We start from the raw sequence: 22,014 nt of genomic DNA, 5'->3' as shown, positions 1-22,014 counted from the left end.
ACTGTTGTTGCTTGCAGTATGCAGCAGTGCGGTTTGTATTACTTGGTCGTGCAGGTGACCGAGGGGATAACCCGAAGGCTACTCGCCGGTCGCCTTGGCGATGATTTCCTTCGAGACGTTCGACGGAACCTCTGCGTAGGAATCGAACACCATGGAGAAGTTCGCGCGGCCCTGGGTCTTCGACCGAAGGTCACCGATGTAACCGAACATCTCCGAGAGCGGAACCAGCGCCTTCACGACACGGGCACCACTGCGTTCCTCCATGGCCTGAATCTGGCCACGGCGGGAGTTGAGGTCGCCGATCACTTCACCCATGTAATCCTCGGGGGTGGTGACCTCGACAGCCATGAGCGGTTCGAGGATGACCGGAGCAGCCTTGCGAGCCGCTTCCTTCAGGGCCTGCGAGCCGGCGATCTTGAACGCCATTTCGGACGAGTCGACGTCGTGGTACGCACCGTCGAGGAGCGTGACCTTGACGTTCACCAGCGGGTAGCCGGCGAGCACGCCGTACTGCATCGCGTCCTGCGCACCCGCGTCGACCGACGGGATGTACTCGCGGGGCACACGACCGCCGGAGACCTTGTTCTCGAACTCGTAGGTCGCGCCGTCTTCGCCGCGGAACGGCGCGAGGGCGATGATGACCTTCGCGAACTGGCCCGAGCCACCGGTCTGCTTCTTGTGCGTGAACTCGAGCTTCTCGACCGGCTTGGTGATCGTCTCGCGGTACGCGACCTGCGGCTTGCCGACGTTCGCCTCGACCTTGAACTCGCGACGCATGCGGTCGACGAGGATGTCGAGGTGGAGCTCGCCCATACCGCCGATGACGGTCTGGCCGGTCTCCTCGTCGAGCTCGACCGAGAAGGTCGGGTCCTCTTCGGCGAGCTTCTGGATCGCGGTGCCCAGCTTCTCCTGGTCGGACTTGGTCTTCGGCTCGATCGAGACCTGGATGACCGGGTCCGGGAACGTCATCGACTCGAGGACGATCGGGTTCGCCTGGTCGCACAGGGTGTCACCGGTCGTGGTGTCCTTCAGGCCGATCATCGCGTAGATGTGGCCGGCCACGGCCTCGTCGACCGGGTTCTCCTTGTTGGCGTGCATCTGGAAGAGCTTGCCGATGCGCTCCTTCTTGCCCTTGGTGGCGTTGAGCACCTGGGCACCCGGATCGATACGACCCGAGTAGACGCGCACGAAGGTGAGCTTGCCGAAGAACGGGTGCGCCGCGATCTTGAACGCGAGAGCCGAGAACGGCTCGTCCTTGCTCGGCTTACGAGTGAGGATGGTCTCCTCGTCGTTCAGCTTGTGACCCTCGACCTCGCCGATGTCCAGCGGAGTCGGCAGGTAGTCGATGACAGCGTCGAGCATGGGCTGGATGCCCTTGTTCTTGAACGCGGTGCCACAGATGACCGGGTACAGCTCGGAGGCCACGGTGAGCTTGCGGATGGCGCCCTTGATCTCGTCGACCGTGAGCTCTTCACCGCCGAAGTACTTCTCCATGAGCTCTTCGTCGGACTCGGCAACCGTCTCGAGAAGCTTCTCGCGGTATTCCGCAGCCAGCTCGACGAGATCGGCGGGGATCTCCTCGATCGTCGGCGGAGTGCCGATCTCGGTGACGCCACGCCACGTCAGCGCACGCATCTCGACCAGGTCGACGACGCCGTCGAAGGCATCCTCGGCACCGATCGGGAGCTGCAGGACCAGCGGCTTCGCGCCGAGACGGTCGATGATGGTCTGCACGGTGAAGAAGAAGTCCGCGCCCATCTTGTCCATCTTGTTGACGAAGCAGATGCGCGGAACGTCGTACTTGGCAGCCTGGCGCCAGACCTGCTCGGACTGGGGCTCGACGCCTTCCTTGCCGTCGAAGACGGCAACGGCGCCGTCGAGGACGCGCAGGGACCGCTCGACCTCGACCGTGAAGTCGACGTGGCCGGGCGTATCGATGATGTTGATCTGGTTGTTGTTCCAGAAACAGGTGACGGCGGCGGAGGTGATGGTGATACCACGCTCCTTCTCCTGCTCCATCCAGTCGGTGGTCGAAGCACCGTCGTGGGTTTCACCGATCTTGTAGTTCACACCGGTGTAGAAGAGGATGCGCTCTGTCGTGGTGGTCTTGCCGGCATCGATGTGCGCCATGATGCCGATGTTGCGGACCTTGTTCAGGTCGGTCAGCACTTCCTGTGCCACAGGTAACCCCGCTCGTAGCTAGTGTCGGTCCTTTTGTGCGGACCCATGTTCTTGTGTTGTCAGCCGGCCTTTACGGGACCGACACAGTTGTGCGAGCAGCCGATCGGGAGGTCCGGATCACGGTGCCTCCCGACCGGCCTCGACTCACCAGCGGTAGTGCGCGAACGCCTTGTTGGCTTCAGCCATCTTGTGCGTGTCTTCGCGACGCTTCACAGCGGCACCGAGGCCGTTGCTCGCATCGAGGAGCTCGTTGGCGAGGCGCTCCACCATGGTCTTTTCACGACGCTGACGTGCGAACGTGACCAGCCACCGAAGTGCGAGGGTGGTGGAACGGCCGGGGCGAACCTCGACCGGCACCTGGTAGGTGGCACCACCGACGCGGCGGCTACGAACCTCGAGAGCGGGCTTGACGTTGTCGAGCGCGCGCTTGAGGGTGACGACCGGATCGGTACCGGTCTTCTCACGTGCCTGCTCGAGCGCCTGGTAGACGATGCGCTCTGCAGTGGACTTCTTGCCGTCCATCAGGATCTTGTTGACCAGCTGGGTGACCAGCGGGGACCCGTAAACCGGGTCGGCGATCAGTGGACGCTTGGGAGCGGGACCCTTACGTGGCATCAGGCCTTCTCCTTCTTCGCTCCGTAGCGGCTACGGGCCTGCTTGCGGTTCTTGACACCCTGGGTGTCGAGCGAGCCGCGGATGATCTTGTAGCGGACACCGGGAAGGTCCTTCACACGACCGCCACGCACGAGCACCATCGAGTGCTCCTGGAGGTTGTGGCCTTCACCCGGGATGTACGCGGTGACCTCGACAGAGCTGGTGAGGCGCACGCGGGCGACCTTACGAAGAGCCGAGTTCGGCTTCTTCGGGGTGGTGGTGTACACGCGAGTGCACACGCCGCGACGCTGCGGGCTGCCCTTGAGGGCCGCGCTCTTGACCTTGACGGTCTTGTCGCGGCGGCCCTTACGGACCAGCTGATTGATGGTTGGCATTAACCGGCTTTCTTCGTTGTCTGGAGCTGCTCACACGAGCAACACTGGCTGTTCTGAAATTAGGGATCCATCGGTTGGGACAAGAGAGCTAGCTGCCCCTCACTCGCCCCTCGTGTGCACACGAGGTCGGGTGTGTCGCGTACCCCCACACAGGCAGCCGGGAACTCGTAACTGCAGACTTCTACAGACGACGCGCACGGCACTACCTCGCATAGGCACACAGACCGGTCCGGGCTTGCCGGACACGACCCACAACGATACCCGGCTGGCGAGCATCAGGTCAAAGTGAGGTAGGCAACCGAGGACCCGCTCGACCCTGGTCGGCCCCAGCCACGGTCAGCTGCTGAGGTTCAAGGTGAGCCGTGCCAAGGTAGCAGCGGCCTCGCAGGGGTCCGGCCCACCGCCCTGGTACTGCACCCACCAGCCGAAGATACCGGTCGTCGAGGCACCCGAACTCACCCCGCACGACGACGGGTCGTCGGGCCGGCGCATCTGCAGCGCCCGTCGTCCCTCCACCGTGGTGTTCTCCACCGTGTACCCGAGGTGTTCGGCGGCGGAGCGCTCGTGGTCGAGCGAGCCCGTCTCGAACCAGTTGAACGTGACCTTCACGACGCCGCCGGGCCCGTCGCCCTCCCACCGGCAGATCGCTCCGAAGAACCCCCGGTACACCGCTTCGGCTCCGACCGCCTCGGCGATCTGCGGGTCCGCGACCGCGTCGCACTCGGTGAGCAGCCGGGTGAATTCCTCGGTGTTTCCGCCGCCACCCGCACCTTCCTGCACCGCGCGGCCCTCGATGGTCCGGGAGCATCCGGTGAGCACCGTGGCGCATACCACCAGTGCTGCCATGCCGGCGCCGAGACGACGACCGGCCGGCCGGAGCGGGACCCGGCGCATCACTGCTGTGCCCTGTCGACGCTGGTCTCCGCAAGGCTGCGAGCGACGGCACATGCGTCGGCCGCGGGCGGGAAGTTCCCGTAGGAGACGGACCAATGGATGAAGTCGCCGCCGAACTGCACCCCGATCTCGCACAGGGTCGTCTGCCCGTCCAGCGACTGGGACGAACCCAGGAAGCCGGGATTGCCCCCGACCTCGACATCCGTTGCAGGACGGCCGATCAGATCGGACCCGGCCCGTTCCCTGCCGATCGGGCTTCCCCGGTACCAGCTGAAACTCACGCTCGGCCCACCCACGAAGAGTTCCCACTCACAGCCGACGGAGTTGCGTGTGACGGACGAGAACGGACCGAGCGCGAACGCATTCGCCACCTCGTCGTCGGTCAGCGACCCGCACTCCCCGAAAAGCGGGCCCGGCTCGGTCACAGCCGATGTCGTCGAGGTCTGCCCCTGGTCTGCGGCATCGTCGCCGGAGCCGCATCCGGCCGCGACGAGCATCGCCAGGAATGCCAGGGCCGCCGTCGCCGCTCTGCTACCGGTCCGCTCGAAGGACATGGCCGAGACACTACCGAGCCGCAGGGCCTGCTGCGCGCCGACGCCGGGCGTCTTCCAGCACGGTGTCGAGCTGGGCCGCCCAGTGCCTGACGATCTCGCGGCGTCGCACCGAGTCGTCGGTGAGGACGTCGGCCAGGCCGAGGCCACGGGCGAGGTCCAGAGTCGCCTGCACCATGCGGTGCACCACCGGATCGGAGTCGTCCGCGCCGAGTTGTTCGACAGCCACCTTGTGCGCGACCCGGCCGAAACGCTCCTCGAGCGGGAGAAGGCGTTCGCGCAGCGCGGGATCCGCCGCCGCGGCGGTCCAGACCTGCAACGCCGCGTTGAACAGATTGCCGGTGTACTGCTCGACGAGACGGGACACGACCGCCTCGGTGCGAGCGCTGCCGGGCGGCACGTCGGGCGTCTCGTTCCGGGCGCGTTCCATCCGGCTGTCGAACATGAAATCGAGAGCAGCCGTGATGAGATCCTCACGGGTCGGGAAATGGTGCTGGGTCGCCCCACGCGACACTCCGGCGCGTTCCGCGACGACGCCGACGGTGGTCGCCGCCCAGCCGAACTCGGCCAGGCAATCTATCGTGGATTCGAGCAGGCGCAGACGCGTCGCTCGACTGCGGTCCTGCTTGGGTTCGCGCGTCACCCGTCCTCCTCGATCCTCGCCCCGCAGGGATGCCGGCCGGAGAGCATTCGGCGCCCGGAACGCCGCCTCGATGTCCCACGACCCGACGGAATGAGATCACGTCGAGACCGTACGAACGTAGCCTGCCCGAACAGCGGGACGACGCACCGGACGAAAGGGGAACCCACGTGGCGACGATTGTCAGGCGCGAAGACTATTTCACCGCCGCCCTCGACATTCTTGCGACGCACGCCCACGCGGGACTCAAGCAGGCACGCCTGTGCGCACACCTCGAGGTCACCACCGGGTCGTTCTACAACTACTTCGCGAGCTGGGCCGATTTCGAGAAAGAGTTCCTTCAGAACTGGCTCGACAGGCAGACCCTGCAACTGGCCGAGACCGCACGGCTCGAAGGTTCTCCCCGGCGCCGGCTCGAGATGCTCATCGACTTCGCGTGCAAGCTTCCGCATCCCGCCGAATCGGCGATCCGGGGCTGGGCCTACAGCGATCACGCCGTGCGCGACATCCAGGCCCTCGTGGACCGGCAGCGATTCGACGTGGTGGCCGAGTCCACCGCCGCGATCCTCGGCCCGGGGGACGACGCGCACAGATTCGCGCATCTCGCGATGTTCGCCCTGATCGGTTATCAGCAAACTCTTCCCGCTCAGGACGTCTCCGTCCTGCGATGGTCGCTGAACCGGGTGTTGTCGCAGGTACTCGAGGATGTCGTCGACACCCGGTGACGGATCACCGCCGCAGAAGATCCTCGAACTGTTCACGCCACACCACGAGATTCGGGTCCGCGTCCGGATCGCGGGGATCGATCGCATAACCGAGGGCGATCCCCCGCATGCTGCTGTAGACGAGATCGCGCACCACGCGGTAGCGCGGGAGCCCGACGAAGTCGCTGCCGAAGAACCGATCGGTCTGCGCCTTGATCATCCCGCCGAGAGTCCGTTCGAGCGGTATCAATTCGCGGCGGAGTTCTTCGTGGGAGCGGGCCGCGAGCCACAGTTCCATCGAGGCCCAGAAATACGGCTGCCGGAAGTGCAGCCACATCAGGTCCACCGCCAGCGCGACCCGCGCGACCGGGTCGTCGGGCCACTCCTGGTCGTGCCCGAGATCCTGGACGCGCTGCGCCGCAAGGTGATGCACCGACGCGACCAGAAGCGAATCGCGACTGGGGAAATGGTGCAGGAGCCGACCGCGCGAGACACCCGCCGCGGCCTGGATACGGACGGTGGTGGCGTTCGAGTATCCGTGCTCGACCAGCACGGACACAGCGGCATCCAGGATGGTGACGCGGGTGGCACGGCCGCGTTGCTGCTCCGCGCGTCGACGGGGCTCGCTCGGCGCACTCATCATGCCGACCAGCGTAGGGGCCGGCATCCCTCACCGTCCCGGGGACCACGACGGGGGCCGTTTCTGCAGAAAGGCGGTGACGCCCTCCACCGCTTCGGCCGATCCGAACAACCGCGCGGACTGCGCGGCCAGTCCCTCGGCGTATCGATCGAAATCGTCGAGCATCCGCATGGTGAGCAAGTGCTTCGACTCCGCGAGGCCCTGCGGGGAGCACCCCCGCAGATCCGCGATCACGTCTGCTGCCCGCGTCGCCGGATCCTCGGACACGAGCGTGACGAGTCCGTGTGCCGCCGCGTCCTCCGGCCCGAAGCGTTCTCCGGTGAGGAAGTAACGGCCCGCGGCGCGCGGCGTCATTTTCGGCAGAACGGTGAGCGAGACGATCGACGCCGCCAGGCCGAGCCGGGCCTCGGTGAGTGCGAACGTCGCGCGGGACCCCGCGACGACGATGTCGCATGCTGCAACAAGACCCATTCCGCCGGCACGGACATGGCCGTCGATCACACCGACCACCGGCTTGGGCAGTTCGAGGATGCCGCGCAGCAGACCCACCATGTCGTGGGTCCGCTGCGCGGCCGCCTCGTCCGGACTCCCCGAGGACTCGCCGAGATCGGCGCCGGCACAGAAGGTTCCACCCGTATGGGTGAGAACCACCGCCCGCACGGCGGTGTGACTCGCGGCCGCATCGAGGCCGGCGCGTAGCTGGTGCACCATCGCGGACGAGATCGCGTTGCGGTTGTGCGGCGAATCGAGCGTGAGCGTCGCTGCGCCCTCCGCCACCGAGTACCGCACGACCGGGGCCGACGCGTGCCCGGCGATATCGGGGTCCGGCATCTCGCCTCCTAGTACGACCGCGGCAGCCCGAGCGAATGCTGGGACACGAAGTTGAGGATCATCTCCCGGCTCACCGGCGCGATCCGCGCGATGCGTGCCGCCCCGAGCATGGCGGACAGTCCGTACTCGCGGGTCAGGCCGGCACCACCGTGCGTCTGGATCGCCTGGTCGAGCGAGCCGATCGCCGCTTCCGCCGCGGCGTACTTGGCCATGTTCGCGGCTTCGGCAGCACCGAAATCGTCACCGTTGTCGTAGAGCACGGCGGCCTTCTGCATCATCAGTTTGGCGAGTTCGATCTCGATCTTGCGCTGCGCCAGCGGATGCGCGATGCCCTGGTGCGCACCGATCGGAGCCTTCCAGACGGTGCGTTCCTTCGCGTACCGCACCGCCGAGTCGATCGCGAAGCGGCCCATTCCCACAGCCATCGCCGCACCCATGATGCGTTCGGGGTTCAGGCCCGCGAACAACTGCATCAGTGCCGCTTCCGGCTCGCCGACCAGTGCCGTCGACGGCAGCCGCACCTGGTCGAAGAACAGGCTGAACTGGTAGTCCGGCTCGATGATGTCCATCTCCATCGGGGTCTTGACGAACCCCGGGGTATCGGTCGGCACGATGAACAGTGCGGGCCGCAGTTTGCCGGTCTTGGCGTCCTCGGTGCGGGCGACCACCAGCACCGCGTCGGCCTGGTCGACGCCCGAGATGTAGACCTTGCTGCCCGAGAGAATCCAGTCGTCCCCGTCGCGCGCCGCGACGGTGGTGATCTTGTGCGAGTTCGATCCGGCGTCGGCTTCGGTGATACCGAATGCCATGATCCTCGAGCCGTCGGCGAGACCCGGTAGCCACTCCTGCTTCTGGTCGTCGGTGCCGTACTTGGAGATGATCGTGCCGCAGATGGCGGGCGAAACCACGACCAGCAACAGACCGGCGCCCTTCGCCGACAGTTCTTCCTGCACGAGCGCCAACTCGTAGATCCCGGCACCGCCGCCGCCGTATTCCTCGGGAAGGTTGACGCCGAGGAACCCGAGCTTGGCCGCTTCGTTCCACAGTTCGGTGAGCGGCTCGTGCCGGCGCGACTTGGGCAGCACGTAGTCGACGTAGTTGTAACGCTCGGCGAGTGCGGCGACGGAGGCGCGCAGTTCCTTCTGTTCTTCGGTTTCGATGACGCTCATGAGATCTCTCCGGGGGTACGAGGGTGTTCGGACGGGGCTGGAATTGTGGATATTTCGGACGGGTCTGTGGCGGGTCGCGCGGGTGCGTCGCCGGTCGTGACGACGGCGAGGACCGATCCCATCGCCACCTGGGTGCCGATGTCGACCTCCAGGACGGTGAGGGTTCCCGCGACGGGGGCAGTGACGGTGTGTTCCATCTTCATGGCTTCGAGCCACAGCACCGGCTGTCCGGCGGTGACGGTGTCGCCCACGGCAGCGCCGAGCCGTATCACCGAGCCGGGCATCGGTGCCAGCAACGATCCGGTCGGCACCACGGCCGCAGCGTCGGTGAATCGCGGAATCGCGCGCAGGCAGACCGGGCCCAGCGACGAGTCGACGTGCACGACGTCGCCGTACCGCGCGACCTCGAACTCGCGACGGAGTCCGTCGATGTCGAGGACCACGCGGTGCGGGTCGTATGCGAGAACCCGGACGTCGTCGACGGCATCGGTCATGAGTCCGTCGCGACCGAACCGGTAGCGGATCTCGTGCTCGTCCCGGTCGCCCGCGTACGTCTTCACCTGGAACGACGACGCGAGATTACGCCATCCCCCGGGCAACGTCCTTGCGACGGTAGCAGATTCGCGATTGGCCGCTGCGTCGGCGAGGGCGGCGACGAGGGCGCCGATCCGTTCGGATTCGGCATCGGCCAGCGGCGCAGCGAGCACCGCCAGATCATGGGTATCGAAGAACGCGGTGTCGGTGTCTCCGGCGAGGAATGCGGGGTGCCTGAGCACGCGCACCAGGAGATCACGGTTGGTCCTCGGTCCGTGCAGCCGCGCATCGGCCACGGCGCGCGCGAGCATGCGTGCCGCGGCAGCCCGCGTCGGAGCCCAGGAGATCACTTTCGCGAGCATCGGGTCGTAGTGCACTCCGATGTCCGAGCCGTCGACCACGCCCGCATCGACCCGGATCCCCGGCAATCGCAGCGGTGCGAACTCCTCGGTCGCGGCCGGCACGGCGAACCGGTGCAACACGCCGGACTGGGGTTGCCAGTCGTGGGCGGGGTCCTCCGCGTAGAGACGGACCTCGATCGAATGACCCGAGGGCAGAGGCGGTTCGGCTGCGAGTTCCCCACCGGATGCGACATCGATCTGCAGCCCCACCAGATCCACACCGGTCGTGCATTCGGTGACCGGATGTTCGACTTGCAGGCGGGTGTTCATCTCGAGGAAGTAGAACTCCCCCCTATCGGATCCCTGTGCGGGACCGGACGCAAGGAATTCGACGGTTCCGGCACCTTCGTACCCGATCGCCGTGGCCGCGCGCCGGGCTGCGTCGAACACTGCGTCGCGCATGCCCTCGGTCGCCTCGACCAGTGGCGACGGTGCCTCTTCGACGACCTTCTGATGGCGTCGCTGTACCGAGCATTCGCGTTCGCCGAGCGTCCATACGGTGCCGTGCCGGTCGGCGAGAATTTGCACTTCGATGTGGCGGCCGTGTTCCAGATACCGTTCGCAGAACACTGTGGGATCACCGAAGGCCGCACCCGCCTCGCGACTCGCCGCGGCGAGTTGGGCGGGCAGTTCGTCGAGCGTACGCACGACACGCATGCCCCGTCCGCCGCCTCCCGACGAGGCTTTCACGAGCACCGGCAGGTCGTCGGTGGTGACCGCGCCGGGCTCGAGTTCGGGAAGGACCGGCACGCCGGCCGCGGCCATGATCTTCTTCGCCTCGATCTTAAAACCCATCCGGGCGATCGAGTCGGGCGACGGACCGACCCAGATGAGACCCGCCTCGATCACCTGCCTCGCGAACTCGGCGTTCTCGGAGAGGAATCCGTACCCGGGATGCACAGCATCCGCACCTGCGGCGAGCGCGGCGGCGACGATCGCGTCACCGCGCAGATAGGTGTCGGACGGGCTCGCGCCGGGCAACCGGACCGCGACGTCGGCTTCGCGGACGTGGGGGCTGTGTGCGTCCGCGTCGGAATAGACCGCCACCGTGCCGAGTCCGGCACGACGGCACGTCGCGAACACTCTTCGGGCGATCTCTCCGCGGTTGGCGACCAATACGGTCGTCACGGTGGCGCCGGGGTTGTCGGTCACGGTGTCCTCACATCCGGAAGACGCCGAAGTCACCGGCGCCCTCGATCGGTCCCGATGCGGCTGCGGACAGGCAGAATCCGACCACGTCGCGAGTGTCACGCGGGTCGATGACACCGTCGTCGTAGAGCCTGCCGGACAGGAACATCGGCAGGGACTCGGCCTCGATCTGGTTCTCCACGGCGGCACGCATCGCCTCGTCCGCGGCCTCGTCGACCCCTTGGCCGCGCGCCTGCGCCGCAGCGCGCCCGACAATCGAGATGACCCCCGCGAGCTGGGCACCGCCCATCACCGCGGATTTCGCACTGGGCCAGGCGAACAGGAAACGCGGATCGAATGCGCGGCCGCACATCCCGTAGTGCCCGGCACCGTACGAGGCACCGAGGAGAACAGAGATGTGGGGGACACGAGAATTCGATACGGCGTTGATCATCATCGAGCCGTGCTTGATCATGCCGCGTTCCTCGTACTCGCGCCCCACCATGTATCCGGTCGTGTTGTGCAGGAACAACAACGGCGTGTTCGATCGATTTGCGAGCTGGATGAACTGCGCGGCCTTCTGGGATTCCTCGTTGAACAGCACGCCCCGCGCGTTGGCGAGTATGCCCACGGGATACCCGTGTATCTGTGCCCACCCCGTCACGAGTGACGATCCGTAGAGCGGCTTGAACTCGTCGAAGTCGGAATCGTCGACCACGCGTGCGATCACCTCACGGGGATCGAACGGGATCCGCAGATCGCCGGGAACGATGCCGATCAGGTCCTCCGGCCCGTAGCGGGGATCTCTCACATCAGGTTTCGGGTCCGGTCCGAGCCGCGCCCACTCGAGCCGCCGGACGATGTCGCGGCCCAGTCGGATGGCGTCTTCCTCGTCGACCGCCAGGTAGTCGGCCAGGCCGCTGACGCGGGCATGCATCTCGGCGCCACCGAGCGTCTCGTCGTCGGATTCCTCGCCGGTGGCCATCTTCACCAGTGGGGGTCCGGCGAGGAAGACCTTGGATCGTTCCTTGATCATCACGACGTGGTCGGACATGCCCGGCACGTACGCACCCCCGGCGGTGGAGTTGCCGAATACCAGCGCGATCGTGGGGATGCCCGCCGCGGACAGGCGCGTGAGGTCGCGGAACAACCGCCCGCCGGGAATGAAAACCTCCTTCTGCGTCGGCAGGTCCGCACCCCCCGACTCGACGAGGTTGATCATGGGAAGCCGATTCTGGAGCGCGATATCGTTGGCGCGCAGAGTTTTCCGCAGCGTCCAGGGGTTGCTCGTACCGCCGCGGACGGTGGGGTCGTTCGCCACGATAACGCACTGCACGCCGTGGACGACACCGATGCCGGTCACCGTACTGGCGCCGACGGGGAACTCGGTGCCCCAGGCAGCGAGCGGTGAGAGCTCGAGGAAGGGCGAGTCGGGGTCGATCAGCAGTTCGATGCGCTCACGCGGCAGCAGTTTGCCGCGCTCGTGGTGGCGGCGCACGTACTTCTCCCCGCCCCCGCCGAGTGCTTTTGTGTGCTCGGCGTCGAGTTCGGCGAGCTTGGTGCGCATCGCCTCCGCTGCCGCGCCGTACTGCGACGACGCCACGTCGAGAGTCGACTTCAGGATGCTCACGCGCCGTACCCCAGACGCTTCGCGGCGAGTTCGGTGAGGATTTCGGTGGTGCCTCCCCCGATGCCCAGAATGCGCATGTCGCGGTACTGGCGCTCGACCTCCGATTCGGCCATGTATCCGAGGCCGCCGAACAGTTGCACGGCCTGGTGTGCGACCCACTCCCCCGCCTCGACCGCGGTGTTCTTGGCGAAACACACCTCGGCGATGAGATCGGTGTCGCCCGCCACGGACCGTTCGACGACGTGCCGCGAGTACACCCGCGCGACGTCGATCCGGCGGGCCATCTCGGCAAGGGTGCGCTGCACGGCTTGACGCGTGATGAGCGCACGGCCGAAGGTCTCCCGGTCACGGCACCACGCGACGGTCAGGTCGAGGCAGCGCTGCGCGCTCGCGTACGCCTGCACTGCCAAGCCGATGCGCTCGGACACGAAAGCCTGTGCGATCTGCATGAACCCGGAGTTCTCGGCGCCGACGAGGTTGGCCACCGGAACCCGGGCGTCGACGAAGGACAACTCGGCGGTGTCGGAGGCGCGCCAGCCCATCTTGTCGAGTTTGCGGGAGACGGTGAACCCGGGGGTGTCCTTCTCGATCACCAGGAGCGACACGCCGCCGGCACCGGGACCTCCTGTGCGGACGGCGGTGACGACGAAGTCTGCGCGGCACCCGGACGTGATGTAGGTCTTCGCGCCGTTGACTACGAAATCGTCGCCGTCGCGCACTGCGGTGGTGGTGAGGTGCCCGACGTCGGACCCGCCTCCCGGTTCGGTGATCGCGAGCGAACCGATCATCTCGCCCGCGAGGGTGGGACGCACCCACCGGTCGATCTGCTCCGGGTCTCCGGCAGCGATCAGGTGCGGCAGTGCGATTCCGCACGTGAACAAGGAGGAGAACGCGCCACCGGACGCACCGGCCTCGTGGAACGCTTCGCACACGGTCACCACGTCGGCACCGTCACCACCGGACCCGCCGACGGATTCCGGGAAACCGATACCGAGCAGCCCGACGTCGGCCGTCTTCTTGTGAAGGTCGCGCGGGAGTTCGCCGTCGCGTTCCCAGTCGTCGAGATTCGGCAGGATCTCGCGGCGCACGAAACCGGCCACGGTGGCGCGCAGCGACGTGCGCTCGTCGGTTGTCCAGATGCTCACGCCGAGTCCTCCAGGAGAGTGAGTGGGATGTCCAGGTGTCGGGAGCGCAGCCATTCGGCGAGTCCTTTGGCCTGGGGATCGAATCGGGCCTGGGAGGCGACGCCGCGCCCGAGGATTCCCTCGACCACGAAGTTCACCGCCCGGAGATTCGGCAGCACGTGCCGGGTGACATCGTGCGCTGCCGTCTCGGGAAGCAGGGAGGTGAGCGCGTCGACCGTGAGGGTGTGGACGAGCCAGCGATAGGCGTCGTCGCTCCGTGCCCAGACCCCGATGTTGGCGTCACCGCCCTTGTCTCCGCTGCGCGCGCCCAGAACGGTGCCGAGCGCGGCGCGGCGCGTCGGGCCGGGCGGAAGGGGCTCGGGCAGTGGCGGTTCGGGAACGGGTTCGAGCGTCCGGGTGGTGGCGCTCGGGGAGATGTCGACGCCGCTGCCGTCCGGCAGTACCGCGATGTGTGGCACCTGCTCGGCGGCGACCAGACCTGCCGTGTAGACGCCGAAGGCGCTGCCCGTTCCCGGCGGTGCGGTGACATGGAATCCGGGGTAACTCGCAAGACCGAATTCTACTGCTGTGGACGTGAATCCGCGGCCGACAACGTCGGGGTCCGGATCGCGGACGACGCACCGGAGCACCGCGCTCGCGGTTTCCTCGGTGGTTGCGTCGGGGTGGTCGGTGCGGGCGAGGGTCCATTCGAGTTCGGCCGGGCGTGCCGGAAGGTTCGCCTCGATCTGGCGGCGCACGAGCGCGGCCTTCGCCTCGATGTCGAGTCCGGTGAGCACGAACTCCACGGTGTTGCGGAACCCCGCGAGCGCGTTGAGACAGACCTTGAGCGTGGGCGGCGGCGCCTCTCCGCGTACGCCGGAGATACGCACCCGGTCGGGCCCGCCGTCTTCGAGAACCGCGGTGTCGAGGCGGGTGGTCACGTCGGGACCGGCGTACCGGGCGCCGCCGACCTCGTAGAGCAGTTGCGCCGTCACGGTGCCCACGGTGACCGCGCCACCGGTTCCCGGATGCTTCGTGATGGTCGACGAACCGTCGGCTTCGATCTCGGCGATCGGGAAACCGGGCCGGTCGAGGTTGCCGAGTTCGGTGAAGAATGCGTAGTTGCCGCCGGTCGCCTGGGTGCCGCATTCGAGGACGTGGCCCGCGGCAACCGCACCCGCGAGCGCGTCGAAATCGCCCGGTCCCCAGCCGAAGTGGGCTGCGGCGGGGCCGACGGTGACGGACGCGTCGGTCACCCGTCCGGTGACGACGATGTCGGCGCCCGAACGAAGGCACTCCACGATGCCCCACGCGCCGAGATATGCGTTGGCGGTCAACGGCGCGGGCGTGCCGCCGAGGCCCAGTTCGTCGATCCGTGGGAGCAGATCGTCGCCCTCGACGTGAGCCACCGTGACGTCCAGGCCGAGCCGTTCGGCGATGTCACGCAACCGGGTCGCGAGTCCGGCCGGATTGAGACCGCCGGCGTTCGCGACGATGCGGACGCCGTGGTCGAGCGCAAGGCCCATGCATTCCTCGAGCTGTCGTACGAAGGTCTTCGCGTAGCCGAGATCCGGATTCTTCATCCGGTCTCGGCCGAGGATGAGCATGGTGAGCTCGGCGAGATAGTCGCCGGTGAGGTAGTCGAGTTCGCCGCCGTCGAGCATCTCGCGCATCGCGGAGACACGGTCACCGTAGAAACCCGAGCAGTTGCCGATACGCACGGCGCGGTGACCGTCGCGCACCGGCGCGGAGATCACGGAACCGCCTCGCCGGGAGCGCGACCCGGCCCGGGCGGGCCGGCGAACGCCTGCGCGAAGCCGAGCCACTCGTCGGCGTCGGAACCGGTCGCGACGAGCGCGGTGTCGTCGCGGTGGACTCGCTGTGTGGCCAGCGAGCAGAAGTCGAGGGCGGGTCCGGTGACGGACTGCTGCGCATCCTCGGGACCCCAGGTCCATTCGCTGCCGTCAGGTGCTGTGAGCGCGACGCGGAACGGTTCGGCCGGTGGCGTGGCGTCACGAATGATGTACGCGAAGTCGCGGGTACGCACGCCGAGGTGCGCGATGTGGCGCAGCCGGGCCGTGGGTGCCCGCACTACTCCGAGAGCGTCGGCGACGTCGCCGCCGTGTGCCCAGGTCTCCATCAGTCGCGCCGTCGCCATGGACGCTGCGGACATGGGCGGTCCGTACCAGATGATCTTCGTACCCTGCGGAACCTCGGCGAGGGCGAGCGCGAGCTCGTGTCGTGCCGCGCGCCAGTCCGCGAGCAGGTCCGCGGCCGGCAACTGCGCCAGTTCCGCGGCTCCGGCGTCGACGAAGCCGAGCGGGTCGGTGAACGCTTCGAGGACCCCGGCGCGAAACGCCTCGGGATCACGGATGGCCGTGAGCGCAGCACGATCGGTCCACAGCAGATGGCCGATCTGATGCGCGATCGTCCAGCCCTTCGCGGGCGTCGCGACGGCCCACCGGTCTGCGGGCAGGTCCGCGACGAGATCGTCGAGGGCGTCTCCCTCGGCCCGAAGGTCGTCGAGCAAGGTCTGCAGATCCGCAGCGCGATTGTGCAACTCCACCATGCGACAAGGGTCACACGTACGCGCGCAGGAATCAAGCAGGCGTGATTGTTTTCTGTCGCGCGGCTGGCAGTACGGTCGGCGAGACTGAGCGCATCGACAACGACGACAGCGGAGGACGGATGGCCGACAAGGATCACGGGGGCACTGCGCTGCCCGTCGTGGCGGTGCTGGGGGCCGTGCTGTCGATGCAGTTCGGAGCCGCTTTTGCGACGACCCTGTTCGATCAGGCGGGTGCGGCGGGCACGGTGACCGTGCGACTGCTCTTCGCCGCCCTGGTGTTGTGTGCGATCGCGCGCCCACCGGTCCACCGGTGGTCGCGTATCGAGTGGCAGGCAGTCCTCGCACTCGGCGCGAGTCTCGCGCTGATGAACTCGTTCTTCTACGCCGCCCTCACACGACTCCCCCTCGCCACCACCGTCACGATCGAGTTCCTCGGTCCCCTCACCGTGGCGGCCGTGCTGTCGCGGCGGGCCCGGGACGGCGTGTGGGTCCTCCTCGCGCTGGGCGGAATCGTGTGCCTCGGCGCGGGCCACGGCGACGGCCTCACCGCGGGCCTCGACCCGCTGGGCGTCGCACTGGCGCTCGTCGCGGCGGCAGGGTGGGCGGGATACATCGTGGCGGGATCACATGTCGCGACCAGGCTTGCGGGCTCGGCGCTCTCCGGCACCGCCGGGCTGGCCGGCGCCACCGCGATCGCCGCCGTGGCCGTGCTGCCGTTCGGCGTCGTCTCCGCCGGGACAGAGATGCTCTCACCCACGTTTCTCGCAGCGGGCTTCGCCGTGGCGCTGCTGTCGTCGGTGATCCCGTACAGCCTCGAGATCCGCGCCCTTCGTGACCTGTCCAAGAACGTCTTCGCCATCCTGATCGCTCTCGAACCCGCGGCGGCGGCCCTTGCCGGCGTGCTCGTGCTCGGCCAGTTCGTCGACGCTCTTTCCGCCATCGGTATCGCACTCGTCGTCGCAGCCGGGATCGGGGCTCTGCGCAACTCCCGCCCGCGGGCGCCCGTCACCTAGTTCCGCGTCAACGCGGCCTGGTGATCATCCGGACGAGTTCACCGGCCGGTCCGGCGAGCGCGCGCGGCGGGCGCCATACCGCCCGCAGAACCCGGGAAAGGTCGAGTCCCTCCACGTCCACTGCGCGCAACTTGCCGGATTCGAGGTCCTCGGCCACCGCGAGCGTACTGAGAACCGCAGGACCTGCCCCGCCGAGCACGCTCGTCCGGACCGTTGCACTGCTCCCGAGTTCGAGCAGCGGCGCGGGACGGGCGTACTCCTCCAGCGCGAGGTCGAGGGTTCGGCGGGTACCCGACCCCACCTCGCGGACGACCAGCGGAGTGGACGCCAGTTCCGCCACGGTCAGCGGTCGGCGTCTGCGCGCCCACGGGTGGTCCGGCGGCACGACCACCACGAGCCGGTCCCGCGCCACCGGCACGCTGTAGAGCCCGCGCGGCACCGACGGACCCTCGACGAAGCCCACGTCGCACTCCCCGGCGGCAGCGGCGTCGCACACCTGCACCGAGTTGTGTACGTGCAACTGGATCTGCACGTCGCTGCGGATCGCCCGGAACTCTCCGAGCCACCGTGGGATGAGGTGTTCGGCCACCGTCATGGATGCCGCGACCACGAGTTCGGGAGGATGGTCGACACGCAGCGACGCCGCGGCGTCGAGCATGCGAGCGGTGTCGGCAAGGACCTCACGGGCCCAGTGCGCGACGACGGTGCCTTCCGGAGTGAGCACCGATCCCGTGCGGCCCCGGCGGACGAGCACCGCGCCGAGTTGCTTCTCGAGCCGTCTCAGCATGCGGGTCGCGTTGGGCTGGGCGATCCCTGCCTTCCGCGCTGCTGCGCCCAGACCGCCGTGGTCGTCGATGCCGACGAGCAGGTCGAGCGCCGCCAGATCGGGCCAGTCCGTCATGCCGTTACGATATGCCTATCGCGCTGGGCATATCTATTCGATATGAGCACATACCGAATCCACGGCTAGTCGCGCGGGGCCGGGCGCGACACGCTGGAGACATGGTCGCCGTCCTCTCTCCGCTCCGCCCCGAGCCGCTGCTCCGGCGCGTGCGTCCCGCCGTTCCCGGCCTGCTCGTGGGAGCAGCGGGCGCAGCAGTCGCGCTCGCCGCAGCCGGACTGTTCCCCGGCGCCAGCCCACTGCTGATCGCGATCGTGCTCGGAGTCGTCGTCGCCAACATTGGGCCACACCTGGCAGTGCTCGAACCGGGATTGACGCTGGCGTCGAAGCACCTCCTCCGAATCGGTGTCGCGCTACTCGGACTGCAACTGTCGATATCGGATGTCGCCGGACTCGGCTGGGGCGCAATGGGAGTCGCGGCCGCGGTGGTCGCGGCAGGCATCGGCGGCGCGCTGCTGTTCGGAAAGTGGCTCGGCGTCGGATGGACGGAGCGAATGCTCATCGCGTGCGGCTTCTCGATCTGCGGCGCCGCCGCAGCCGCTGCGGTCGACGGTGTGATCGACGCGCGGAAACGCGAACTCGTCACGACCGTCGCACTCGTCGTGGTGTTCGGTACCGCCATGATCCCCCTCCTTCCCGCAATGTCCGGTGCCCTGGGACTCGACTCGACCGAAGCGGGCATGTGGGCGGGCGCAGCGGTGCACGAGGTTGCCCAAGTGGTGGCGGCGGGAACCGCCCTCGACGCCACGGCGGCCGGCGCGGCCGCCGCCGGCGGTGCGCTCGCCGTCGCGGTCACCGTCAAACTCGCGCGCGTCGCGTTGCTGGCCCCGGTGGTCGCTGTCGTCGGCGCCGTGGCGCGGCACAGCGGGAATGCACGGCGCGACGGGCGCACTCCTCCGCTCGTACCCGCGTTTCTCGTCGCATTTCTGGTGCTCGTCGCCGTACGCGCGACCGGCCTGATCGGGCCGCAGGCACTCGATGTGGCTCACTGGGTTCAGGTCGCGCTGCTCACCATCGCGATGTTCGCACTGGGAACGGGCGTGCGGCGCGACATCATTCGCGGACTGGGATGGCGCCCGCTGGTGCTGGCCGCCGCAGCGACGGTGTGGGTTGCAGCGATCGCACTGGCCGGCGTCCTGGTGATCGCGTGAGCGCGGAAACTTCTACGTCCGCACCACGGGCTCGAATCCGCGCGCCTCACGCGAGTCCGTCGACAGCGATGAGCACGGCCGTCGCTGTCGCGAGCACCACGACGGCCGCTGCGACGGCGATGTTGCGCCACCAGAAACGTCCCACGTCCCCCGCGACGAATCCGCGCACGCGGGCACGGTGACCGATCCGGGCGGAGAGCAACACGACCACGGAAGGCACGAGGCACAGCAGTCCCACGGCTGCGACGACCGGACCCGGCCCCGGAACGAACCGCATGAAGAGCAGTACGACGGCACCGAGGGCGGCCCCGGTGCGCATCCAGGCCAGGCTCGTACGTTCGGGCTGGAGTCCGGGATCGTCGTGCCTCATCCGCAGGTCACACCGCGATCGCGACGGCGAGCCCGACGCCCGCCGTCGCGAGCAAACCCGCGAGCAGGAAGGACGCCCACGGCAGCGGGAGCGGACGTTGCGTGCGCATGGCGCGCTCGACGCTCAGCCAGCGGGCCACCGCCACGACCACGAGAATTGCGGAACAGACCAGCAGCGCACACGAGAACGCGGTGCGAAGGGCGGAGCCGATGACGTCACCGGCAAAAGCCTCGAGCCCCACCGCGGCGGCGATCAGGCCCAGCGCCGTCCGGATCCACGCGAGGAAGGTGCGCTCGTTGGCGAGGGTGAATCGCGGGTCGGGGTCGGTACCGACCCGCAGTGCCTTCGGGCGCCAACGCTGCTCTCCGGACGGATCCACGAGTGGGACACTATCCCGCCGGCCGGTCCGGCGGGCCGGGTCAGCCGACGACGAGATCGGTGCCGCGTGCCTCGACGGGTTGCGACTTGAGGGGACGCTTGGCGGGGCCCTGCACAACCGAGCCGTCGAGTGCGAACTTGCTGCCGTGGCATGCGCACACGATGGTGTCGCCTTCGACGGAGGTGATGTTGCAGCCCTGATGCGTGCACAGGGCGAGGAATGCGCAGAAGTCGCCTTCGGTGGGCTGCGTGAGAACGAGGCGCTTGCCTTCGATGAGCACTCCGCCTCCGACCGGTACATCCGCCACGGCCGCGACCACCTGTGCGTCGGGCCCGGGCGGCGCCGTCGTCGTCGGGGGCTGTGCCTGTGGAGGATCCCCCGCCGTATCGGTCGACGCGCCGCACGCTGCGAGCGCAGCGACGGCCGCTGCCGCTCCGGCTCCGCCGAGCAATGCGCGCCGGGGTACGGAGGTCCGGTCGGAAGAATCGAAGCTCATGCACGTGTCCGTTCGGGTCGCGGTTTCTGCTCCGACCGAGCCTATCGGGGAACGCGAACGGGGGCCGCGAGCTGCGTCACGGCCCCCGCGCACGGGATTGTTCCTTACGCCACGGCGTCCGGCTGCCCGGCTAGTGCATCACGACCGGGGCCGCTGCGCCCTCTGTCTTCTCGGCACGTTTCCGGGGAAGGAAGGCTGCCGGGATCAGCGCGAAGATCATGATGATCGTCGCGATGAGGAAGGTGAACGCGAACGCCTCGGCGAGTGAACTCAGCACCGACTGCTGCATCTCGGGCGGCAGCTGGGCGAGCATCTCGGCATCCGGCTGACCGGACGACCCCTCGGGCGCACCCTGCGGTGCGATCACGCGGCTGGTGAGGATCACCGACATCGCCGCGGTGCCGATGGATCCGGCGGCCTGCTGGACGATGTTCATCAACGTCGAACCCCGCGCGATGCTGTTGTCGGTGAGAGTCTGCAGCGCGGCGGTCATGGTGGGCATCATCGTGCAGCCCATACCCATACCCATCACGAACAGGGCACCGAGGAGCAGCGGGTAGCCGGTATCCACGCCGACCTGGGTGAACACGCTCATCCCGGCGGCGATGAGAGCCAGGCCGGTCAGCACGATCTTTCCCGGCCCGATACGGTCGACCAGTTGTCCGGCGATCGGCATCGTGAGCATCGCACCGATTCCCTGTGGCGCGAGCAGGAGTCCGGCCGCCAGCGTGCTCTCGCCTCGCACCTGGAGGAAGTAGCTCGGGAACAGCAGACCGGCACCGAAGAACCCGATCGCGAACACCGACATCGTCAGGACGGCGAAGGTGAGCTGACGGTTGCGGAACAGGGTCAGGTCGATCAGCGGATGGTCGGTGCGCAACGCGTGCACGACGAACGCCGCGATGAGCGCGAGACCGGCGAGGCCGCTGACCAGAACCCGGGCGGACGCGACGGTGCCGGTCTCCGGGAGCGACGAGACGCCGAACAGGAACAACGCGAGCCCGGGCGAAAGCAGCAGCATCCCCTTGAAGTCGAACGCCTCCGACGCCTTCGGTGCGTCCTTGGGCAGCACGACGACAGCGACGATCAGCGCGACGATCCCGATCGGCAGGTTGATCAAGAAGATCCAATGCCAGGTCGCGACGTCGATGAGCCAGCCACCGAGGATCGGACCGCCGATGGGGCCGAGCAGCATCGGGATACCGAGCACCGCCATGACGCGACCCACGCGGTGCGGGCCGGCCGCACGGGTCATGATCGTCATGCCGAGCGGCATCAGCATGCCGCCGCCGAAGCCCTGGACGACGCGGAACGCGATCAGCGACGTGACATCCCACGCGACACTGCACAGCACGGAACCGGCGACGAACAAGACGAGTGCCGTCAGATACAGCCGCTTGGTGCCGAAACGGTCCGCAGCCCAGCCGGTGAGCGGGATCACGCTGGCGAGCGCGAGGGTGTAGGCCGTCATGGTCCACGCGACGGTCGCGTAGGACGCCTGGAAGTCCGACATGAATGTCGGCAGTGCCACCGACACCACCGTGACGTCGAGAATCGACATGATGGCGCCGAGCACGACGACCGAGGCGATCTTCAGTACCGCGGCATCGAGCTTGTCACTGGGTTGAGCTGGGGATTTGTCGGGCGGCGCAGTCATGCGGTTACTCCAGGGTCGGCGCAGGCGAGTACCCGCGCGGTAGGAAACGAGCGTCGCGCGAA

At 67.8% G+C, this 22,014-nt stretch carries 22 protein-coding genes; 3 read left to right on the top strand and 19 right to left on the bottom strand.

Features of this window, described 5'->3' with window-relative positions:
• Positions 1-78: 78 nt before the first annotated feature.
• The 6 genes from fusA to ACLQ3J_RS07450 all read right to left on the bottom strand — a co-directional run bounded on the left by fusA (position 79) and on the right by ACLQ3J_RS07450 (position 5,258).
• On the bottom strand, positions 79-2,181 hold the full coding sequence (gene fusA, locus ACLQ3J_RS07475) for an elongation factor G (RefSeq protein WP_169619524.1): 2,103 nt from the start codon (positions 2,179-2,181) through the stop codon (positions 79-81).
• Positions 2,182-2,325: 144 nt separating this feature from the next.
• Positions 2,326-2,796, bottom strand: coding sequence for a 30S ribosomal protein S7 (gene rpsG, locus ACLQ3J_RS07470; RefSeq protein ID WP_072704522.1), 471 nt, complete (start codon positions 2,794-2,796; stop codon positions 2,326-2,328).
• The gene (gene rpsL, locus ACLQ3J_RS07465) at positions 2,796-3,170 is read right to left on the bottom strand and encodes a 30S ribosomal protein S12 (RefSeq protein ID WP_072704519.1); all 375 of its coding nucleotides are present in this window, start codon (positions 3,168-3,170) and stop codon (positions 2,796-2,798) included. Before rpsL ends, rpsG begins: the two co-directional genes overlap by 1 nt.
• Before the next feature lie 336 nt (positions 3,171-3,506).
• Positions 3,507-4,016: a DUF3558 domain-containing protein gene (locus ACLQ3J_RS07460; protein WP_425902706.1), complete on the bottom strand. Its 510-nt coding sequence runs from the start codon at positions 4,014-4,016 to the stop codon at positions 3,507-3,509.
• Between the two features lie 47 nt (positions 4,017-4,063).
• Positions 4,064-4,618: a DUF3558 domain-containing protein gene (locus tag ACLQ3J_RS07455; protein WP_240951861.1), complete on the bottom strand. Its 555-nt coding sequence runs from the start codon at positions 4,616-4,618 to the stop codon at positions 4,064-4,066.
• A gap of 10 nt (positions 4,619-4,628) precedes the next feature.
• Positions 4,629-5,258 carry a TetR/AcrR family transcriptional regulator gene (locus tag ACLQ3J_RS07450; RefSeq protein WP_169619523.1) on the bottom strand — a complete coding sequence of 210 codons (630 nt, stop codon included), beginning with the start codon at positions 5,256-5,258 and terminating at the stop codon, positions 4,629-4,631.
• A gap of 167 nt (positions 5,259-5,425) precedes the next feature.
• On the opposite strand from ACLQ3J_RS07450, the gene ACLQ3J_RS07445 reads away from it, so the two are divergent.
• Positions 5,426-5,980: a TetR/AcrR family transcriptional regulator gene (locus tag ACLQ3J_RS07445; protein WP_169619522.1), complete on the top strand. Its 555-nt coding sequence runs from the start codon at positions 5,426-5,428 to the stop codon at positions 5,978-5,980.
• 4 nt (positions 5,981-5,984) lie between these two features.
• Here the strand turns inward: ACLQ3J_RS07445 and ACLQ3J_RS07440 are convergent, their stop codons facing one another.
• The 8 genes from ACLQ3J_RS07440 to ACLQ3J_RS07405 are packed head-to-tail and all read right to left on the bottom strand — an operon-like array spanning position 5,985 to position 15,985.
• Complete coding sequence (locus ACLQ3J_RS07440; RefSeq protein WP_296549346.1) at positions 5,985-6,599, bottom strand: TetR/AcrR family transcriptional regulator; 615 nt, start codon at positions 6,597-6,599, stop codon at positions 5,985-5,987.
• A gap of 30 nt (positions 6,600-6,629) precedes the next feature.
• Positions 6,630-7,430, bottom strand: a complete 801-nt coding sequence (locus tag ACLQ3J_RS07435; RefSeq protein WP_425902704.1) for an enoyl-CoA hydratase family protein — start codon at positions 7,428-7,430, stop codon at positions 6,630-6,632.
• An 8-nt stretch (positions 7,431-7,438) separates the two neighbouring features.
• Positions 7,439-8,599, bottom strand: coding sequence for an acyl-CoA dehydrogenase family protein (locus ACLQ3J_RS07430; RefSeq protein ID WP_169619520.1), 1,161 nt, complete (start codon positions 8,597-8,599; stop codon positions 7,439-7,441).
• On the bottom strand, positions 8,596-10,686 hold the full coding sequence (locus ACLQ3J_RS07425; protein WP_425902702.1) for an acetyl/propionyl/methylcrotonyl-CoA carboxylase subunit alpha: 2,091 nt from the start codon (positions 10,684-10,686) through the stop codon (positions 8,596-8,598). The genes ACLQ3J_RS07430 and ACLQ3J_RS07425 overlap by 4 nt, the downstream gene beginning before the upstream one ends.
• A gap of 7 nt (positions 10,687-10,693) precedes the next feature.
• The gene (locus ACLQ3J_RS07420) at positions 10,694-12,292 is read right to left on the bottom strand and encodes an acyl-CoA carboxylase subunit beta (RefSeq protein ID WP_169619518.1); all 1,599 of its coding nucleotides are present in this window, start codon (positions 12,290-12,292) and stop codon (positions 10,694-10,696) included.
• The gene (locus ACLQ3J_RS07415; RefSeq protein WP_378527996.1) at positions 12,289-13,437 is read right to left on the bottom strand and encodes an acyl-CoA dehydrogenase family protein; all 1,149 of its coding nucleotides are present in this window, start codon (positions 13,435-13,437) and stop codon (positions 12,289-12,291) included. Before ACLQ3J_RS07415 ends, ACLQ3J_RS07420 begins: the two co-directional genes overlap by 4 nt.
• Positions 13,434-15,173, bottom strand: a complete 1,740-nt coding sequence (locus ACLQ3J_RS07410) for an acyclic terpene utilization AtuA family protein (RefSeq protein WP_425902701.1) — start codon at positions 15,171-15,173, stop codon at positions 13,434-13,436. Before ACLQ3J_RS07410 ends, ACLQ3J_RS07415 begins: the two co-directional genes overlap by 4 nt.
• On the bottom strand, positions 15,170-15,985 hold the full coding sequence (locus ACLQ3J_RS07405) for a TIGR03084 family metal-binding protein (protein ID WP_425902699.1): 816 nt from the start codon (positions 15,983-15,985) through the stop codon (positions 15,170-15,172). Before ACLQ3J_RS07405 ends, ACLQ3J_RS07410 begins: the two co-directional genes overlap by 4 nt.
• Before the next feature lie 119 nt (positions 15,986-16,104).
• Here ACLQ3J_RS07405 and ACLQ3J_RS07400 point away from each other — a divergent pair, with 119 nt between their 5' ends.
• Positions 16,105-16,998: an EamA family transporter gene (locus tag ACLQ3J_RS07400; RefSeq protein WP_296549330.1), complete on the top strand. Its 894-nt coding sequence runs from the start codon at positions 16,105-16,107 to the stop codon at positions 16,996-16,998.
• A gap of 7 nt (positions 16,999-17,005) precedes the next feature.
• Here the strand turns inward: ACLQ3J_RS07400 and ACLQ3J_RS07395 are convergent, their stop codons facing one another.
• Positions 17,006-17,899 carry a LysR family transcriptional regulator gene (locus ACLQ3J_RS07395; RefSeq protein ID WP_425902698.1) on the bottom strand — a complete coding sequence of 298 codons (894 nt, stop codon included), beginning with the start codon at positions 17,897-17,899 and terminating at the stop codon, positions 17,006-17,008.
• Between the two features lie 101 nt (positions 17,900-18,000).
• On the opposite strand from ACLQ3J_RS07395, the gene ACLQ3J_RS07390 reads away from it, so the two are divergent.
• Positions 18,001-19,050, top strand: coding sequence for a YeiH family protein (locus ACLQ3J_RS07390; protein WP_425902696.1), 1,050 nt, complete (start codon positions 18,001-18,003; stop codon positions 19,048-19,050).
• A 46-nt stretch (positions 19,051-19,096) separates the two neighbouring features.
• On the opposite strand, the gene ACLQ3J_RS07385 is transcribed toward ACLQ3J_RS07390, so the two are convergent.
• From ACLQ3J_RS07385 to ACLQ3J_RS07370, 4 genes are all read right to left on the bottom strand, one after another.
• Entirely contained in the window at positions 19,097-19,420 is a 324-nt protein-coding gene (locus ACLQ3J_RS07385) for a DUF202 domain-containing protein (RefSeq protein WP_425902695.1), read from the bottom strand.
• 7 nt (positions 19,421-19,427) lie between these two features.
• A complete protein-coding gene (locus ACLQ3J_RS07380; protein ID WP_169619511.1) occupies positions 19,428-19,799 on the bottom strand; it encodes a YidH family protein in 372 nt (123 codons plus the stop codon).
• 40 nt (positions 19,800-19,839) lie between these two features.
• Entirely contained in the window at positions 19,840-20,295 is a 456-nt protein-coding gene (locus ACLQ3J_RS07375; RefSeq protein ID WP_169619510.1) for a Rieske (2Fe-2S) protein, read from the bottom strand.
• A 130-nt stretch (positions 20,296-20,425) separates the two neighbouring features.
• Positions 20,426-21,952, bottom strand: a complete 1,527-nt coding sequence (locus ACLQ3J_RS07370) for a DHA2 family efflux MFS transporter permease subunit (protein ID WP_296549327.1) — start codon at positions 21,950-21,952, stop codon at positions 20,426-20,428.
• Between the last annotated feature and the right edge of the window lie 62 nt (positions 21,953-22,014).

Origin of the sequence: Rhodococcus sp. DT1 (genome assembly GCF_049844875.1) — a bacterium.
Classification (GTDB): Bacteria; Actinomycetota; Actinomycetes; order Mycobacteriales; family Mycobacteriaceae; genus Rhodococcus.
The sequence above is the reverse complement of the archived record's forward strand: the minus strand, read 5'-3'. Positions and strand labels throughout refer to the sequence as shown.

Coding starts and splice junctions, on each gene's coding strand:
- rpsG (WP_072704522.1), bottom strand. CDS start 2,796: ATGCCACGTAAGGGTCCCGCTCCCAAGCGTCCACTGATCGCCGACCCG.
- rpsL (WP_072704519.1), bottom strand. CDS start 3,170: ATGCCAACCATCAATCAGCTGGTCCGTAAGGGCCGCCGCGACAAGACC.
- ACLQ3J_RS07460 (WP_425902706.1), bottom strand. CDS start 4,016: ATGGCAGCACTGGTGGTATGCGCCACGGTGCTCACCGGATGCTCCCGG.
- ACLQ3J_RS07455 (WP_240951861.1), bottom strand. CDS start 4,618: ATGTCCTTCGAGCGGACCGGTAGCAGAGCGGCGACGGCGGCCCTGGCA.
- ACLQ3J_RS07440 (WP_296549346.1), bottom strand. CDS start 6,599: ATGAGTGCGCCGAGCGAGCCCCGTCGACGCGCGGAGCAGCAACGCGGC.
- ACLQ3J_RS07435 (WP_425902704.1), bottom strand. CDS start 7,430: ATGCCGGACCCCGATATCGCCGGGCACGCGTCGGCCCCGGTCGTGCGG.
- ACLQ3J_RS07430 (WP_169619520.1), bottom strand. CDS start 8,599: ATGAGCGTCATCGAAACCGAAGAACAGAAGGAACTGCGCGCCTCCGTC.
- ACLQ3J_RS07405 (WP_425902699.1), bottom strand. CDS start 15,985: ATGGTGGAGTTGCACAATCGCGCTGCGGATCTGCAGACCTTGCTCGAC.
- ACLQ3J_RS07400 (WP_296549330.1), top strand. CDS start 16,105: ATGGCCGACAAGGATCACGGGGGCACTGCGCTGCCCGTCGTGGCGGTG.
- ACLQ3J_RS07395 (WP_425902698.1), bottom strand. CDS start 17,899: ATGACGGACTGGCCCGATCTGGCGGCGCTCGACCTGCTCGTCGGCATC.
- ACLQ3J_RS07390 (WP_425902696.1), top strand. CDS start 18,001: ATGGTCGCCGTCCTCTCTCCGCTCCGCCCCGAGCCGCTGCTCCGGCGC.
- ACLQ3J_RS07385 (WP_425902695.1), bottom strand. CDS start 19,420: ATGAGGCACGACGATCCCGGACTCCAGCCCGAACGTACGAGCCTGGCC.
- ACLQ3J_RS07375 (WP_169619510.1), bottom strand. CDS start 20,295: ATGAGCTTCGATTCTTCCGACCGGACCTCCGTACCCCGGCGCGCATTG.
- ACLQ3J_RS07370 (WP_296549327.1), bottom strand. CDS start 21,952: ATGACTGCGCCGCCCGACAAATCCCCAGCTCAACCCAGTGACAAGCTC.